We start from the raw sequence: 14674 nt of genomic DNA on the forward strand, positions 1-14674 counted from the left end.
TCTTCTTTTTTATTGATTTTTCTTCTTTTTTATTGATTTTTCTTCTTTTTTATTGATTTTTCTTCTTTTTTATTGATTTTTCTCTTCTTTTTCTTCTTCCAGCTTCTCTCGGAATTTCAAATAATTACAAGCGGCCGCACCGACCGGAATCACCCGGATATCTTGAACCGTTCCCGGTTTTTTCTCTTCTAACTCTATTTCAACGACGGATGGTTCTGACATGCGCGGCTTAATGGGGGATCCCGGGCAAATCAAATATTTTTCTTGGTAGGCTTCAATCACCGGGGTGTGAATGTGCCCGAAAATGAGAATGTCCACATCCATTTCCCGAAGTGTATACCATCGGGCGGTATTTTCGTTGAGGGAACGTCCGGCTTCATGAACGACACCAAAGCGGATTTTGTTTTGCTCAAACACCAATTTATCAGGGATTTTATTTCGGATGTATTCCCCGTCATTATTTCCGTAAACAGCCTTGAGCTTCCCGGTTTTTTCAAACAAATCAAAAATTTCATCGGAATAGAAATCGCCGGCATGAACAATGATGTCGGCTTCTTTCATTTTTTCGCGCAAAATCTCCGGTAAAATTGTCAATTCGGAGGCATCCCGGACATTTGAAATATCAGACGGCTCTAATTTCGGGATATGTGTATCGGATAAGACTAAAATTTTCATAAAATTCATCTCAATGAATATTTTAATTCAATAATATATATAAAATAATGGATTTCATATTTGGAATTGATTTTTCATTTTTCAATATTTTCAATTTTCAATTTTCATTTTCAAATTTCAATTATTCCATTTTTCAATAATTACAATAATTACACATAATTACAATAAAGATTTAAAAGGATGATTTCATTAACATTGGTATTTAATGTTTTTTTAAATTTATTTAAAATTTTTAATTTATTTTTGTAAATGAAATAAATCCGATGAGGGGTCAAGGATGGATTGTATTTTTTGTAAAATCGCAAAAGGTGAAATTCCCTGCTTTAAGGTGTTTGAAGACGGCAACCATTTGGCATTTCTAGATATTTCTCCATGCTCGGATGGGCACACAGTTGTGATTCCAAAGAAACATTCGGTTTCTTTTTTGGATTTGAATGAAAAAGAGGCGGGAGAACTTTTCTCCTTTGTCAACGCTGTTTCCAAAAAAATATATGATCCGCTGAGTGCGGATGGTTTAACGATTGGCTCTAACATTTACGAGAGTGCCGGACAAACAGTCATGCATACCCATATTCATATTATTCCGCGCTACGAAGGGGATGGTGGCGGCTCGACACATTCGGTTGTCTGCTCCGCACAATCCTCCGACATGAATTTTTTGGCTCAGATTCATAAAAAAATAACAGAATCATCCCGTGCAGAATGAAAATTCAAGACTAAAATCCTATGAACTTCAAAGATTCAGAGATAAAATCCGCAGACAAAGCTTAAAAGAATGAGGAATGAAAAATGAATACTGCCCAAGAAATGAAAAATCAGGAGGAGCCATACCGTCCCGAACAATTCGGACGTTATTTCGGTGTCTGCGCGTCTTTTCACCATTCCAAAGTCTGCCTTTGTCCGACTTGTTCCATACGCCCACCGGTTGGGATTTTAATGTATTGTGCCAAAGGAAAATGTCCGACTTACGGCTCCGGCGAAGAGCACAACAAAACAATCGGGCGGGATGATTCTGGGGACGGAAAAAACGAATTCTGTTTATGCCAAAGCTGTGCCGTTTATAAGCAATTCGCAATGGAAGGCGCTGATTTCTGCTCGACGGACTAAATTTTTCGTGGGAATGTATTTCTTATGTGTTTGTTTTCGTGTGGATATATTTTCTTGTGGATGGGATGGCTGTGATTTCCAAAAAATATTTTCGACAAAATTCGCTTTTGAGTGACGCCGGACAACAGGCGTTGCAAAACTCCCGTGTTTTTATTGCCGGGGCGGGCGGTCTTGGCTCTCCGGTTGCGACTTATCTGGTGGCGGCGGGCGTTGGTCAAATCACGCTTTTGGATTTTGACGCGGTGGATGCAACCAATTTGAACCGGCAGTTTTTGCATCATGAAAAAGATATCGGGAAGAACAAAGCATTTTCCGGAAAAGAGAAGCTGTCATCGCAAAATCCGGATATTTTGATCTTGCCGGTCACTGAAAAATTGACGGCAAACAATGTGGCGGACTTAGTGAATAATTCTGAAATCATTGTGGATGCACTCGACAATGATGAGACGCGGCAGATTTTGGCAAAATTTGCGCATGACCGAAAAATTCCCTATTTCCATGCGGCTGTTTACGGATTTTCGGGACAAGTCAGTGTTTTTTTACCGGGGGGCGGACCCTGCTTTTTCTGTGCGTTTCCCGAATCGGAACTCTTGCCGGAACCCCTTTTGGAATCCTCGTTGAAATCTGTATCGGACTCCGACTCCGGCTCCAACATTGACTCCGGCTCCAACTTCAACTCCGGCTCCAACTCCAAATGCGAAACCGCGGAAAAGTTTCCGATTGTCGGATCGGTTTGTGGGGTGGTCGGCTCGATGGAAGCGAATGAAGTCATCAAATATATCACTCAAAAAGGTGAGCTTGCTACCGGAAAATTATTGATTTGGGACGGACTTATAAATTCGTTGGATATTTTGGAAATTCCCAAAGAAGAAAACTGTCCGGTTTGCGGCAAAAATTTGGAATAATTCAATTAAAAAACAAAAATGGATAAAATAATGGACTCGAAAAAAATGATAAAAATCACAATTTTTGCATACGGGCGCCTGAAAGAATATTTTCCGGAAAAAACAGACCTGGCGGTCTCGGAAAATTCAAGCTTAAAAGACATTTTGATCACGTTTTCACGGTCCAGCGAAGACGGTGGGTCGCTAATATTTGATTGTTCCGGACATCTGCGCCGAAATCTGATTGTTCAATTGAATCAAAAAAGAGTTCTCAACAGCTCGATACATTCTGTTCTTCCAAAAGACGGAGATGAAATCATTATTTATCCGCCGGTATCCGGCGGCTGAATGATTTTTTCGGCAGCTGAAAAGATATTGCCGAAAATTTAAATTAAAAAAGGCAATCTCTAACTTAATCATAATTCTATATTTATATTAATATATATTACTTTTAATCTTATTTTTATATTACTTTTACTCTTATCTTATTTTTATATTACTTTTACTCTTATTTTTATATTACTTTTACTCTTATTTTTATATTACTTTTACTCTTATCTTATTTTTATATTATTTTTGCTTTTATATTTCTTGAAAAAAAATGTTCATCATTGGAAATCCAAGAGGCTTTTGGTTGATTTTTTGGACACCAATTTGGAGACGTCAATTTCGTCTTTCAATATCGAGTTCAAGATTTTTATGGTCCGGATCAGAAAATCTAAATCCAATTTTTCAATATGAATTTCAAAAGCCTGCGTCCCACGCGGGATTTCTAAAAAATCGTCATAATATTTTTTGTCGGTTTTGGATTTATACGCCAACAAATCCGTTCCGTTAAAGTAGCGGGAAATTTGGTGTGGATCAATACCGGTTGCGGCAAGTTCCGTCTCAAAACAGGGCCGCTCAAAAAGAGTTGTGTACAAGTAAACGGCGGTTTCCAAACGGACGGCGGGCGTCAGATGAGAAATTTTGGCTTCCACAATCCGGTAAATATCCGGATGAATGTCCTTTTCATCGGGCTGAACTTCATTTTCGATGTCATCTCTTTCGATTTTTTCGTCCGATTCGGAAAAATCAATTTCGTCCGGCAAATTTTGGCTGTTTTGTCCGGAAGCTGCCGCTTTTTTGAGATTTTCTTCCGTTTGAAAGGGAGAAATTTCAGGGTCTAATTTCATTTGAGAAGGAAGCGTGTAAATTTTAGATGGAGACAAATCGAATTCATTGAGCCTTTTTAAATCATTTAAGGCCCGCAAATAACCGGTCACAATCAAACGGTGTTCATGGATTCCCCGTTTCTTCAATTCGCGCGTGATACCACTGATTGAAAGTTGTCTTCCGTCTTTTAAAAGATCGAATATTTCAACAGAGAGATTGATGTGTTCCTGCATAAATGTCCAACCGTTATCCATGTCGGTTATTTTAAAATATGTCGGTTCAAAAAAACATATCGGAAAAAAAACTCTTAAATCCTTCAAGGTCAACTTTCTGAAATATTTTTTTGGTAAATTCTTTCTTTTTTATTATTTCTTTCTTTAAAAACTTTAAAATACTTTGCAAACCTTACTTTATGTCTCTCTCTTTTATAAATCAAATTTTTATGATTTAGCCGGATGGGAGACAAAAAACATTTTTTCTTGTTCAAAGGTAAAAATGCAAATATTGCAAATATTGCAAATGAAATATACGCCCCTGAATGCATATAATTTTTACCATATTTGGATACAAATCCTATGTGCTTGTTTTTTGAAAAATATTTTACCGCAAGCACTTTTCAAAAATAATAAAAATGTTGTAAAATAAAATCCGGATTCGTCAGAATATTAATCAGAATCCTTTGTATTCTTGCAAAACAAAGCGAATGAATTTGTTTTAAATATAAAATAAAAAATAAGAACAAAAACAAAACAAAATGCAAAAAATAAAAACGAAATGCAAAATAAGAACAAAAACAAAAGGTTACATTTGAGGTCTTGCCATGGGAGAAAGAACACGCATTATTAACGACCCCTCTTACTTAGTTCCGCTTTTGAGAACTTTCGGGTCACGTACACACAAAAAGGTTTTTGATTTACTTTTGACGGAATGGATGACAAAAGAAGAATTGGACGAAGCCATTGATTCAGACTCTCTCAGCAGTTTAATCAATTTAAAGAAGGCCGGATTGCTGGAAAGCAAATGGCGTGTCCCCGAGCCTGGAAAATCCCCGTCCAAAGAATTCCATACGTCTTACACCAATGTTCAAGTGAATTTTCAAAGTTCATTTGAAGATTTAAGTGACATTATTATGCTTGCGTTTAAGCCCTACGACGAAGTGAAAGACACCATCGAAAGTTTGGAATCGCTTGTCGCGGAAGGCAATACATCCATGAGCAAATTAACCCGGGAATTAAATATGAATACGTGTCTCATTTGCGCAACTGCCCGGCGTTCCGACCGGCTTTCCGTTATGGGACAGCGCCTTAAATTGATTGAAAAAGATGAGGAGATCTAACCGTGAGTTCAAAAATCCTTCAAAGCAAAAGTGAGATGACCAAGTTTCAGGTTTTGACCGAAATCGCGGCCCGCCAGCCGACCGTTCGCCAAAAAGAAGTCGCGGTCAAAATCGGGATCACGCCGCAAGCTGTTTCGGAATATATCAAGGAATTGACAGCGGATGGATTGATTCATTCGGACGGGCGCGTTCGTTACAAAATCACAAAAGACGGCATTGAATGGGTTTTGGAAAACGCGGCCGAGCTGCGCCAATATTCTCAATCGGTCATGGAAGAAATCATCAGTCATGTTTCCACCTGGACGGCCATTTGTGATGAGGATGTCCGAAAGGACGACAAAGTGTTTATTGAGATGCGAGAAGGGCTTTTGTATGCCAACAAAGAGAAAAATACAGGCATTTTCGGAACGGCAATTATGACCACTTCAAAAGGGTTTGATGTGGGGGTGACCGACCTTCAAGGCTTTATGCACACGGAAATCGGATCGATTACGATTTGTAAAATTCCCCGAATTAAGCGCGGCGGGTCGTCTAACACCAATCTGGAGCGCCTCAGGCCAATCGTGGAATCCAAACCCTACATCGGTGCTGTCGGAACGGAAGCGCTTATGGCTCTAAAAAGACTCAACGTTGTGCCTCATGTCATGTTCGGTGCATCGGAATCCGTTATTCAAGCTGCCTATCACGGGTTGACATCCGCTTTGATTATTGTGGAAGATGAGGTTCCCAACTTATTCACCCGGTTGGAAGCGGAAGACATTCCGTATGAAATCATGGACATGAGTAAAAACAAATATGCGGAACCTTTTTTAAACTTTTTAAAAAACAAATAATTATTTTATTTGTTTTTTATTCGTTTTTGTTTTATCTTATTCGTTTTATCTTATTCGTTTTTGTTTTTCAATTTTTTCAACAATTCATTTTTTCTTTGCATCCGGCAGCGTTTTTAAAAAATTATTAATCTTTTCGGCTCGGATTTTATTGTTTGTTTCCATTCCATCTCGAATTTTTTGATATTGCCGGAATGTGCTGAACAAATCTTTTTCGTTAAATTCCGGCCAAAATTTGGGGTGAAAACAAATAACACAGGAATTTCCGTTTGCCTGCCAAGGCAGAAAATTAGAGGTCCGGCGTTCATCGCCGGTCCGGATGAGAAGATCTACGTCCGGAACAATTTCATCGGAAAATGGAAATAAATATTTTGAAATAAACTTATCGGAAACCAGGTTGCCGATATTTTCGGCGCCGGCACGGTCGCTGTTATTGTTGCTGCCGCAACTGCCGCTGTTATTATTGATGCGTCCCCTCTCGCTTCCATTCCTCTTTTCGAAAAAGGCTTCGGGTTTTTGAACAATTTTTAAAAAGGCCTGAGCGATGTCTTGCCGTCCGCCGTAGGCGACAGCAACATTTAAATACATTTTATTGTTGCCTTTTGTCTTTTCTTCCAATTCCAAAAATGAACTTTTTATTTTTTCCGGCAAGTGTGACGCGTCTCCAATCATCCGGATTTTAATATTTTTGGAAATGTGTGCGTCTGCGGACAAATCAAAAATCGTCTTTTCTAAAAGCTCAAAAATGTTATCCACTTCATTTTTGTCACGTTTGAAATTCTCGGTGGAAAACGCATAAATCGTCACGTGTTCCACGCCGGACAAATATGCGCCGTGAAGAATTTTGTCAATGGTCCGGGTCCCCATCCGGTGGCCCCATGCCGGTTTTTTCTTGTTCTTTTTCGCAAAACGGCGGTTTCCATCCATGATAAAAGCAATATGCTTCGGTGCCGGGACTTTTTTTTGAATAAAATAACGCCGGGCGGATTTCTCGTAAAAAAAATGTCCGGAATCGAAAGGTTCTTCCGCCTTTTTTTTTTGATAAAAATTTTGAAAAACCGAACACATATTTTTTCCTTTTTTCTTGAATTGTTTTAAAATTGCTGAAAACGGTTTGGTGTAAATCGTTGGACGTTAATATTGCATTGTGCTAGATTGCATTGTGCTAGATTGCATTGTGCTAGATTGCATTGTCTCAGTGTTGCATTATTTATGTCGTTATTTTTTTGTTTTTTCCGGGGCCTTTCGTTCCTCAATCACTTCAATCAATTCTTCCGGACCGTGTATTTTAACCAGTTCGTTTTTTTCAATAAAAACGGTGTTTTGGACCGATTTGACTTTGGATGTTCCGTTGATTAAAAAAACAGATTCCGTCTGGATCACGTCCGAAATGCTGCTGAGGAGGCGTGCTCGTTTAATCACCGTCGGATTGTAATTGCTGACGCCGGTTAAAATCACCGACTGTTTATCTTTTGAAATCGCTTTAAACGGCGCTTGCGATGTTTCTTTTACATCAAACCCGATGGTGGAAATGTAGGACAGCATTTCCTGTTCGGGTGCGTTTCCGTGTCCATGCGCGTGACCGTGAGTGTGACCATGTACATTACTGTCTTTGGATTCGAATTTTTTCTTCGATTCGCGGAGGTATTCTTCCGCAGCTTCCGGAGAAACAGGGGCGGGCAAATCCCTGATCTTTGGCGCGGATTTGGATTTTTCTTTCGGTTCAGATTTTGTCTCTTTTTCCTGATTCTTTTTCACCAAAAAAGAAGGATTTAAAATATCAATCGGCTTGGCAAGTTCGACATTGAGGATTTCTTCCAGCGTCAATACGACGTCAATTGACGCACTCATGCCTTCTTCCTCATATTTGCTGATAGTCCGCCGGGAAACGCCGACGGCGCCCGCAAGGGATCCCAAGGACATGTCATTGTAAAGCCGGGCTTCTTTTAAAGCCGTTCCATCAATGGAAACATAAAGACCTCCAGGAGATGCGGAAATAAAGGAGGTGATGCCTTCCACAAAATAGTCATAAAGTGTTTCGGGATTGATCGAAACGATGTTGTAACGCATGTAAATGACGTTGTCTTCAAGCATTTGATCGCGGGTTTTTGCGCCGATGACCAGCGGCGTCCCGGAAAGCCAATTCGCCAAAAGGCGCATTTCACTTGCGGTATCCTCGGTCAGGCCGTCGATATTCAAAAGAACTTTACACAAAATTAAGACATCTCCGCACCGGGCGGCAATATCAAAACTTCCCGGCCGGATATTACAGCGTTCGGACACATCAAAACCGGCTTTTTGAAGAATGGAAACGACCTGATCGATTAAGACATCTTTTGCCATTGCCGTTCATTATGAAAGCGTGTCTATATAAAGATTCTTTTAATCGTTTTGAATTTGATGATTTGATGATTTTGATGATTTGATGATTTTTAAGATAAGTAAAAATAATTTGCCGTTCCTATGTCAAAAGTTATGGAAGAGATGTGGGTCGGATTGGATGACACAGATTCAAATGAAGGCATGTGCACGACGTTTTTAGCGGCGCTGTTGATTCAAGAACTGGAAAAAGCCGGGTACGGAACCGTCTGCGGTTTTCCGCATCTTGTTCGCCTCAACCCGACCATTCCTTACAAAACTCGGGGAAATGCAGCGCTCGGATTTCAATTTCAACTGAGGGATAATTCTCCCAAAACAAAACAAGATGTGATGGGACACATCATTTCAAGAATCCAAGAATATGCAAAAACGGATTGCGAAAAAACAAATCCGGGAGCGGTTTTTATTTTTTCAACAAATATGGTGCCGGAATTTCAAAATCAACTCAAACCCGAGTTCAAAACTGAATTCAAAACTGAATTCAAAACTGAACTTAAACCCGAGTTCAAAACTGAATTCAAAACTGAATTCAAACCCGAGCTTAAAACCCGGCTGGATTTCTTTTTTAAAAAAGCGGTGACCGATGTGATTGAAATAGATGAGGCTTTTGATATTTTAAAAGAGTTTTCGTTTCCACACTTTTATCTCAAAAATGGGCGTGGGCTTATTGGCGCATTGGCGGTTTGCGGGTCCCTGCTCAATCCGGATTTTGAATCCACATATGAATTCTTGGCCTACCGGTATCCGGAAAAATGGGGAAGTTGTGGCGGTCCGAATCGTTGTGTGGATGCCGGCAGCTTAATTGAGGCGGACAAAATCACATCTCCAAGAACGTGGGATACAATAGATTATTCCGAAAAAAACCAACCGTTTCCGGTTTGTGTTCCGGGGTCCGGCGATCCGGTTCTTTTCGGGATTCGTGGGGAAACACCAAAGGATGTGAAAGCGGCTGCCGAAATGGTGATTTCCGAGCCGATTTATTTGTCGCAGATTTTTAAGACAAATCAAGGAACCGATGCCCACTTAATTCCGGTTCCGTCCGTGTCTGAAATGTCTCCGTTTCACTCCTATATTCTGAGCGGATCCGTGCATTGTGCCGCAAAAACCAATGAGGGCGGGCATGATATTTTTGTCCTGAAAGACTTTTCCGGTCATTTATTGGAATGTGCGGCGTTTGAGCCGACAGGAAGTTTTCGAAAAGTGATCCGGCAATTGGTTCCGGGAGACAAAATTACAGTTTATGGAAGTTTGAAAAATAAAGCGCTCAATTTGGAAAAAATTCATGTTCAATTCCTTTCTCCGTTTATTTTGTTGGAAAATCCGTCTTGTCCGTCCTGCCAAAAAAGAATGGATTCCGCCGGAACAAATCAGGGCTTCCGATGCAAAAAATGCAAAACAAAATCCCCGGAAAAAATTGAAAAAATCGTTCCAAGAAATCTCAAGACCGGCTTTTACGAGGTGCCGCCGTCCGCCCGCCGCCATCTGTCAAAACCGCTGATAAGGGACGGAAATAAAAACAAAATAACAAAATAAAAAACAAGAAAAGGAAATAACAAAAAAAAACAAGAAAAGGAAATAACAAAACAAAAAACAAGAAAAGGAAATAAAGAAATGAAAAAAATCGCGAGGTGCGATTTTTGAATAAATTATTGGAAAAATCGTTTCAGACAATTTTTTGTCCGGCTTCTTTTCCGGAGGTGCAATTAAAAACTTCCGTAATTTTAATCCGGACGATTTGTTTCATGGGAAGTCCCGGTTTCATCGCGCTGACCCGTCCGGTCATTCCACTGTAAACCTCACCTTTGTCGGTGATTTCCACCACTTCGCCTTTCATTTGGAAGCAGCCTGTTGTTTCCGGGCTCCAGACATAAATCGCGACGTGCGGGTTTTCTTTCATGTTGGAAATGGTTTTGAGGAAAAAGTTGTTCATGACATGAATGTAGTCATCTTTTTCATCTTTGTCATTAATTTCGGCGATTCCGATCGGGATCACATTTGGAATTCCGTTTTTAGATGCGGTCGCCAAAGGCAAAACACGGACTTTTTTAATATTTTCTTTCATTTCATTCGTTAATTTGACCATAAAGAATCCTCCAAGTTTTGATTTTTAAATCAATATTTATTAAAACAAGGTTTAAAGGATGAATCGTTTTTTATTTTCATTTTATTATTCATTCTTTCCTTATTAATAATCTTTGATTTATTTTTTAGTTTGTTCCTGATTTACTCTTGATTTATCTTGTTTTGTTTTAGTTTGTTCCTGATCTACTCTCGATTTATCTTGTTTTGTTTTAGTTTGTTTCTGATCACTCTCGATTTATCTTGTTTTGTTTTTGTTTTGTTCTATTCTTGTTTTATTTCTTGTTTTTTTATCATTGTCTATTTATAGAAGTGTCTTTGTTTTGTGTTTTATGAGATTGGACAGTTATTTGGTAGAGATGGGATTTTTTAAATCCCGGGGACGTGCAAAAAGTGCGGTGGAGGGCGGTAAGGTCAAACTCAACGATGTTGTTTGCTCCAAAGCGTCCAAAAATATTACGACGGAAGACAAAATCGAAGTGGAAGAAGGTTTGGATATGCCTAAAGGATATTTCAAACTTCAGGCGATTCAGGAAATGACCGGCATTCTCAATCCCGGCGATTATGTTTTGGATTTGGGATCCAGCGCCGGCGGATTTATGCTTTTTGCGTTGGAAACGGTCGGTCCGTCCGGACATGTTCAGGGAATCGAGTTTTCCAAAGATTTTCGAACGGAATTGGGAAAAATCGCCTTTGAGCACAAGAATGCTGAAATTATGTTTGCCGACGTTTTTACAATCCCGGTTGAAAAAGTGGCAACGCCTGTCAATTCTAAAAATATGCAATTTGATGTGCTGCTCAGCGACATGACGTTAGAGCCGAAAGATTCCATTTTGGCGCTGTCTCGCATGTATGTGCTTTTGAAAGAAAACGGGTATTTGCTTCAAGTGGTGAAAATTCCCCAAAATCGGTCCAAAAAGTCTGTCCTCAAAAAAATAGAGGCTCTCGGATTTCATATCATTGACGTTTTAATTCCCAAAACACAAGAAGCCTACATCATCGCTCAAAAAGGAATGGCAAGACCGGATGGAGAAACAGACTCGGATGATTTATTTGAAGAATTCGATGATGATGAAAGCGGCGAGGATGACGATGACAATCCGGGGTTCGTCGACATTACTGATGTGATTTTTGACGGCGAAGAAGAGGATTGAAATTCATTTTTCAAGCCTCTTCTTTTTTTTATTCATTTTTCATTCATTCATTCATTCATTCATTCATTTTTCATTTTTTATTTTTGTTTTCACTTCTTCATTTTTTAATAAGAATATGTTCAATGGATTAGTTTCATCCTGCTTAGCAAGTCTTTAAATGAAAACAAAACTTAAAAATGTCAAACTAAGCAATCAAATAATTATTCGATAATTATCGAATAACTATCAAATAAAAAACCGTATACTTAAAGCGGATGGAAAAGAACATGGCAGTGGCAGAAAAAAAAGGAAAAAGGCAGGCAGAAAGCGGCGAAAATGATGACATTTTTTTTCCGGTGGAGGCGCTGTCCGTCCCCCAACCCATCCGCGATTTTTACTTGAATTCCGGCATTCGCTCTCTTTATCCGCCGCAATCCCAAGCTATTTCGGCGGGACTTTTAGACAACAAAAACGTGATGATTTCCATTCCGACCGCGTCCGGAAAAACATTGCTGGCCGAACTGGCAATGCTTAAAAGTATTGAAAGCGGCGGAAAAGCCTTATACATCGTTCCGCTGCGTGCGCTCGCCTCTGAAAAATTCCGCCGTTTTACTGAATTTCGAGCACTCGGGTACGAAACCGGAATTTCCACCGGCGATTTGGATTTAAAAGATGAATATTTGGGCACAAACGATATCATTGTCGCAACATCCGAAAAAGTGGATTCGCTCATCCGAAATGAGACGCGATGGCTTTCCGACATTTCCGTTGTGATTTTGGATGAGGTTCATTTGATTGATTCGCCCGACCGCGGGCCGACCCTTGAAATCGTGATTACGAAACTTCGCCGCCTCAATCCGAAAATGCAAATTATCGCGCTGTCGGCGACAATTCAAAATTCAAAAGAAGTCGCACAGTGGTTAAACGCGTCCCACGTTGTCAGTAACTGGAGGCCGACCAAGCTTTACGAAGGAATCTATTACGATGGAGTGTATTGCGCCGATGTTCAAACCACTGGCAAAAGCAATAATTCAGAGGGCAGCAAACTCAAAAATAAAGATGGGACTGACGCTCAAACAAAAACTTCTCCTCTTGAAAAAAAGATTATTCCCGTTTTCATCGGCCGGGAAATCGATGCCGCCGTTTCTCTTGTAAAAGATACATTGGTCGATGGCGGACAATGTTTAGTTTTTGAAAGCAGCCGGAAAAACGCCGTCGGATTTGCAAAAAAAGCCGCCCCGATTATTTCCTCTCTGCTCACACCGCTTGAAAAAGAAGAGTTGGCGAGAATTGCTTTTGACATCGCGGAAGGGAGCGATACGGAGGCGGCAGCCGTTTTGGCAAGCTGCGTCCGCTCAGGTGTTTCCTTTCACCATGCGGGTCTTTCCGCCGAGCAACGGGAAATTGTGGAACAATCGTTTCTTGCCGGCAAAATCAAAATGATTTCCTCCACGCCGACACTTGCGGCCGGACTCAATTTACCGGCCCGGCGTGTGATTATTCGCAGTTGGAAGCGGTACGACGCAAACAGCGGAATGCAGCCGATTCCGGTCATGGAATACAAACAAATGGCTGGACGCGCCGGACGCCCGCATTTAGATCCCTATGGGGAAGCCGTTTTAATTGCTGCCAAAGAAAAAGATGTGGAACTTCTGACTGAAAAATACATTCATTCGTCTCCGGAAAGCATAGAATCCAAACTCGGTGCGGAAAACATGCTCAGAACACACGTTTTGTCCACACTCACAAACGGATTTGCCCGCAACCGGGAACAATTGATTGATTTTTTTAAAGGAACATTTTTCGCACACCAGCACGGCCTTTTAAGCACAATTTCATTGACAACGGTTGTAGACAAATGCTTGGATTTTCTCATTGAAAACGATATGTGCCGGGAACAAAAATCGGAAGCGAACAAATCTGAAACACAAAAACCGGAGACGAATAAAACGGAAGTGAAAACGCCGGAAAAATCCAAATCCGCATTCCAGACCGCTGACAAATTAGATCCAATTGAAAAAAAGAATTCGAATTCTGTTTACGGGAACGATTCTGTCTTGATTCCGACAACTCTTGGGTCAACCGTTTCCAAATTATATATTGACCCGCTGTCCGCATCTGTTATTTTAGAGGACGTTTTAAAATTCAAATCCGGCACCAAAAATCTCTTGGAAATTTCACCTTTAGGTCTTTTGCATTTGATTTGTAAAACAACGGACATGAAACTTTTGTACATGAAATCCGGTGATTACCCTTGGGTTTCGGAATTTATTGCCGACAATGCGGAAAGATTCATTTCGATTCCGGATCCGGTTCGGGTGTCGGAATATGAATGGTTTATGGGGGAAGTCAAAACGGCGGTTTTGTTGTACCGTTGGATTTCGGAAGTTTCTGAAAACGATATCTCCAAAGAATTTGATATCGGGGAAGGAGATTTGAGAAATTTTTCGGAAATCGCTTGCTGGTTATCAAATGCCGCTTCCCGTTTATGCAGGCTTTGCGGTTTTTCCGAGGAATCCGCCCTTTTTTCCGATTTGGAACTGCGCCTTCAATACGGGGCGTCGGTGGATCTGCTGTCTCTTTTAAAAATCCGGGGAATCGGGCGGGTGCGCGCCCGAAAGCTTTATGCGGCCGGTTTTAAATCCAAAGACGCTTTGAAAAAATCAGATTATATAACGGTTTCCGGATTGGTTGGTCCCAAGATTGCGGAAAAAATCTATCGGGACATCGGACTTACGATGGATGCGGAGGAGTTAAGCCGGCTCAAAAATACAAAAACCGGTCACCCCAAGTCCCCTCAAAATGAAAAATTAAGAATCGGTCGGATTCAGGCAGATACGGACGAAATCATTCCATCAGAAATGGATGTGGACGCGGTTCAATTTGTTAGAAATGAATTCGACGGTGCTTCTTTATCGCAACAAGAGGAGCCGGACATGAAAAAATCCAAAAAAACACAGCGCCGGTTTGATGAATTTTTTGATTGACTCCAATTTTTGGATTGATCTCATATCCGGTAAAAATGAGTTTTTGACAATTTAAGTAGTCTCGTCAATAAGATTTATATTATCATGTGATTTATTAAAATTTGATTAA

15 protein-coding genes are annotated in these 14674 nt (G+C 40.4%); 9 read left to right on the forward strand and 6 right to left on the reverse strand.

The genetic code is table 11. The features are described 5' to 3' along the window. Positions 1-69 precede the first annotated feature (69 nt). Positions 70-675 (reverse strand): metallophosphoesterase, encoded by a 606-nt coding sequence (locus MsAm2_RS02385; RefSeq protein WP_338098220.1) that lies wholly within the window; start codon positions 673-675, stop codon positions 70-72. 277 nt (positions 676-952) lie between these two features. On the opposite strand from MsAm2_RS02385, the gene MsAm2_RS02390 reads away from it, so the two are divergent. From MsAm2_RS02390 to MsAm2_RS02405, 4 genes are all read left to right on the forward strand, one after another. After that, positions 953-1381, forward strand: coding sequence for an HIT family protein (locus tag MsAm2_RS02390; protein ID WP_338098221.1), 429 nt, complete (start codon positions 953-955; stop codon positions 1379-1381). Between the two features lie 83 nt (positions 1382-1464). Beyond that, the gene (locus tag MsAm2_RS02395; protein ID WP_338098222.1) at positions 1465-1782 is read left to right on the forward strand and encodes a DUF2769 domain-containing protein; all 318 of its coding nucleotides are present in this window, start codon (positions 1465-1467) and stop codon (positions 1780-1782) included. Between the two features lie 38 nt (positions 1783-1820). After that, positions 1821-2687 (forward strand): HesA/MoeB/ThiF family protein, encoded by an 867-nt coding sequence (locus MsAm2_RS02400; RefSeq protein ID WP_338098223.1) that lies wholly within the window; start codon positions 1821-1823, stop codon positions 2685-2687. A 45-nt stretch (positions 2688-2732) separates the two neighbouring features. After that, positions 2733-3014 (forward strand): MoaD/ThiS family protein, encoded by a 282-nt coding sequence (locus tag MsAm2_RS02405; protein ID WP_338098224.1) that lies wholly within the window; start codon positions 2733-2735, stop codon positions 3012-3014. Between the two features lie 260 nt (positions 3015-3274). Here MsAm2_RS02405 and MsAm2_RS02410 read toward each other — a convergent pair whose 3' ends face one another. Further along, positions 3275-4075 carry a hypothetical protein gene (locus tag MsAm2_RS02410; protein ID WP_338098225.1) on the reverse strand — a complete coding sequence of 267 codons (801 nt, stop codon included), beginning with the start codon at positions 4073-4075 and terminating at the stop codon, positions 3275-3277. A gap of 566 nt (positions 4076-4641) precedes the next feature. Here MsAm2_RS02410 and MsAm2_RS02415 point away from each other — a divergent pair. Continuing rightward, on the forward strand, positions 4642-5157 hold the full coding sequence (locus MsAm2_RS02415; protein WP_338098226.1) for an ArsR family transcriptional regulator: 516 nt from the start codon (positions 4642-4644) through the stop codon (positions 5155-5157). Between the two features lie 2 nt (positions 5158-5159). Continuing rightward, positions 5160-5990 carry a DUF7839 domain-containing protein gene (locus MsAm2_RS02420; RefSeq protein ID WP_338098227.1) on the forward strand — a complete coding sequence of 277 codons (831 nt, stop codon included), beginning with the start codon at positions 5160-5162 and terminating at the stop codon, positions 5988-5990. Positions 5991-6074: 84 nt separating this feature from the next. Here the strand turns inward: MsAm2_RS02420 and uppS are convergent, their stop codons facing one another. The 3 genes from uppS to MsAm2_RS08355 are packed head-to-tail and all read right to left on the reverse strand — an operon-like array spanning position 6075 to position 8330. After that, on the reverse strand, positions 6075-7055 hold the full coding sequence (gene uppS / locus MsAm2_RS02425) for a polyprenyl diphosphate synthase (protein ID WP_338098228.1): 981 nt from the start codon (positions 7053-7055) through the stop codon (positions 6075-6077). Between the two features lie 26 nt (positions 7056-7081). Further along, complete coding sequence (locus MsAm2_RS08350; RefSeq protein ID WP_420846973.1) at positions 7082-7243, reverse strand: pentapeptide repeat-containing protein; 162 nt, start codon at positions 7241-7243, stop codon at positions 7082-7084. Then, positions 7206-8330 (reverse strand): transcriptional regulator, encoded by a 1125-nt coding sequence (locus MsAm2_RS08355; protein ID WP_420846974.1) that lies wholly within the window; start codon positions 8328-8330, stop codon positions 7206-7208. Before MsAm2_RS08355 ends, MsAm2_RS08350 begins: the two co-directional genes overlap by 38 nt. 120 nt (positions 8331-8450) lie before the next feature. Here MsAm2_RS08355 and MsAm2_RS02440 point away from each other — a divergent pair, with 120 nt between their 5' ends. Then, positions 8451-9899 (forward strand): TiaS agmantine-binding domain-containing protein, encoded by a 1449-nt coding sequence (locus MsAm2_RS02440; protein ID WP_338098229.1) that lies wholly within the window; start codon positions 8451-8453, stop codon positions 9897-9899. Positions 9900-10029: 130 nt separating this feature from the next. Here MsAm2_RS02440 and MsAm2_RS02445 read toward each other — a convergent pair whose 3' ends face one another. Then, positions 10030-10449 (reverse strand): pyridoxamine 5'-phosphate oxidase family protein, encoded by a 420-nt coding sequence (locus tag MsAm2_RS02445; protein WP_338098230.1) that lies wholly within the window; start codon positions 10447-10449, stop codon positions 10030-10032. Positions 10450-10777: 328 nt separating this feature from the next. On the opposite strand from MsAm2_RS02445, the gene MsAm2_RS02450 reads away from it, so the two are divergent. Together MsAm2_RS02450 and MsAm2_RS02455 are read left to right on the forward strand one after the other, a co-directional pair. Further along, the gene (locus tag MsAm2_RS02450) at positions 10778-11599 is read left to right on the forward strand and encodes an SAM-dependent methyltransferase (RefSeq protein ID WP_338098489.1); all 822 of its coding nucleotides are present in this window, start codon (positions 10778-10780) and stop codon (positions 11597-11599) included. 266 nt (positions 11600-11865) lie between these two features. Next, positions 11866-14565 carry a DEAD/DEAH box helicase gene (locus MsAm2_RS02455; RefSeq protein WP_338098231.1) on the forward strand — a complete coding sequence of 900 codons (2700 nt, stop codon included), beginning with the start codon at positions 11866-11868 and terminating at the stop codon, positions 14563-14565. The last annotated feature ends 109 nt before the right edge of the window (positions 14566-14674 follow it).

Origin of the sequence: Methanolapillus ohkumae, assembly GCF_032594355.1 — an archaeon.
In the GTDB taxonomy this organism is placed as follows: domain Archaea; phylum Halobacteriota; class Methanosarcinia; order Methanosarcinales; family Methanosarcinaceae; genus Methanolapillus; species Methanolapillus ohkumae.

Bases quoted from the DNA above. Each gene is read 5' to 3' on its own strand.
- MsAm2_RS02385 (WP_338098220.1), bottom strand. From the start codon at position 675: ATGAAAATTTTAGTCTTATCCGATACACATATCCCGAAATTAGAGCCG.
- MsAm2_RS02390 (WP_338098221.1), top strand. From the start codon at position 953: ATGGATTGTATTTTTTGTAAAATCGCAAAAGGTGAAATTCCCTGCTTT.
- MsAm2_RS02395 (WP_338098222.1), top strand. From the start codon at position 1,465: ATGAATACTGCCCAAGAAATGAAAAATCAGGAGGAGCCATACCGTCCC.
- MsAm2_RS02405 (WP_338098224.1), top strand. From the start codon at position 2,733: ATGATAAAAATCACAATTTTTGCATACGGGCGCCTGAAAGAATATTTT.
- MsAm2_RS02410 (WP_338098225.1), bottom strand. From the start codon at position 4,075: ATGGATAACGGTTGGACATTTATGCAGGAACACATCAATCTCTCTGTT.
- MsAm2_RS02415 (WP_338098226.1), top strand. From the start codon at position 4,642: ATGGGAGAAAGAACACGCATTATTAACGACCCCTCTTACTTAGTTCCG.
- uppS (WP_338098228.1), bottom strand. From the start codon at position 7,055: ATGTGTTCGGTTTTTCAAAATTTTTATCAAAAAAAAAAGGCGGAAGAA.
- MsAm2_RS08355 (WP_420846974.1), bottom strand. From the start codon at position 8,330: ATGGCAAAAGATGTCTTAATCGATCAGGTCGTTTCCATTCTTCAAAAA.
- MsAm2_RS02440 (WP_338098229.1), top strand. From the start codon at position 8,451: ATGTCAAAAGTTATGGAAGAGATGTGGGTCGGATTGGATGACACAGAT.
- MsAm2_RS02445 (WP_338098230.1), bottom strand. From the start codon at position 10,449: ATGGTCAAATTAACGAATGAAATGAAAGAAAATATTAAAAAAGTCCGT.
- MsAm2_RS02450 (WP_338098489.1), top strand. From the start codon at position 10,778: ATGAGATTGGACAGTTATTTGGTAGAGATGGGATTTTTTAAATCCCGG.
- MsAm2_RS02455 (WP_338098231.1), top strand. From the start codon at position 11,866: ATGGCAGTGGCAGAAAAAAAAGGAAAAAGGCAGGCAGAAAGCGGCGAA.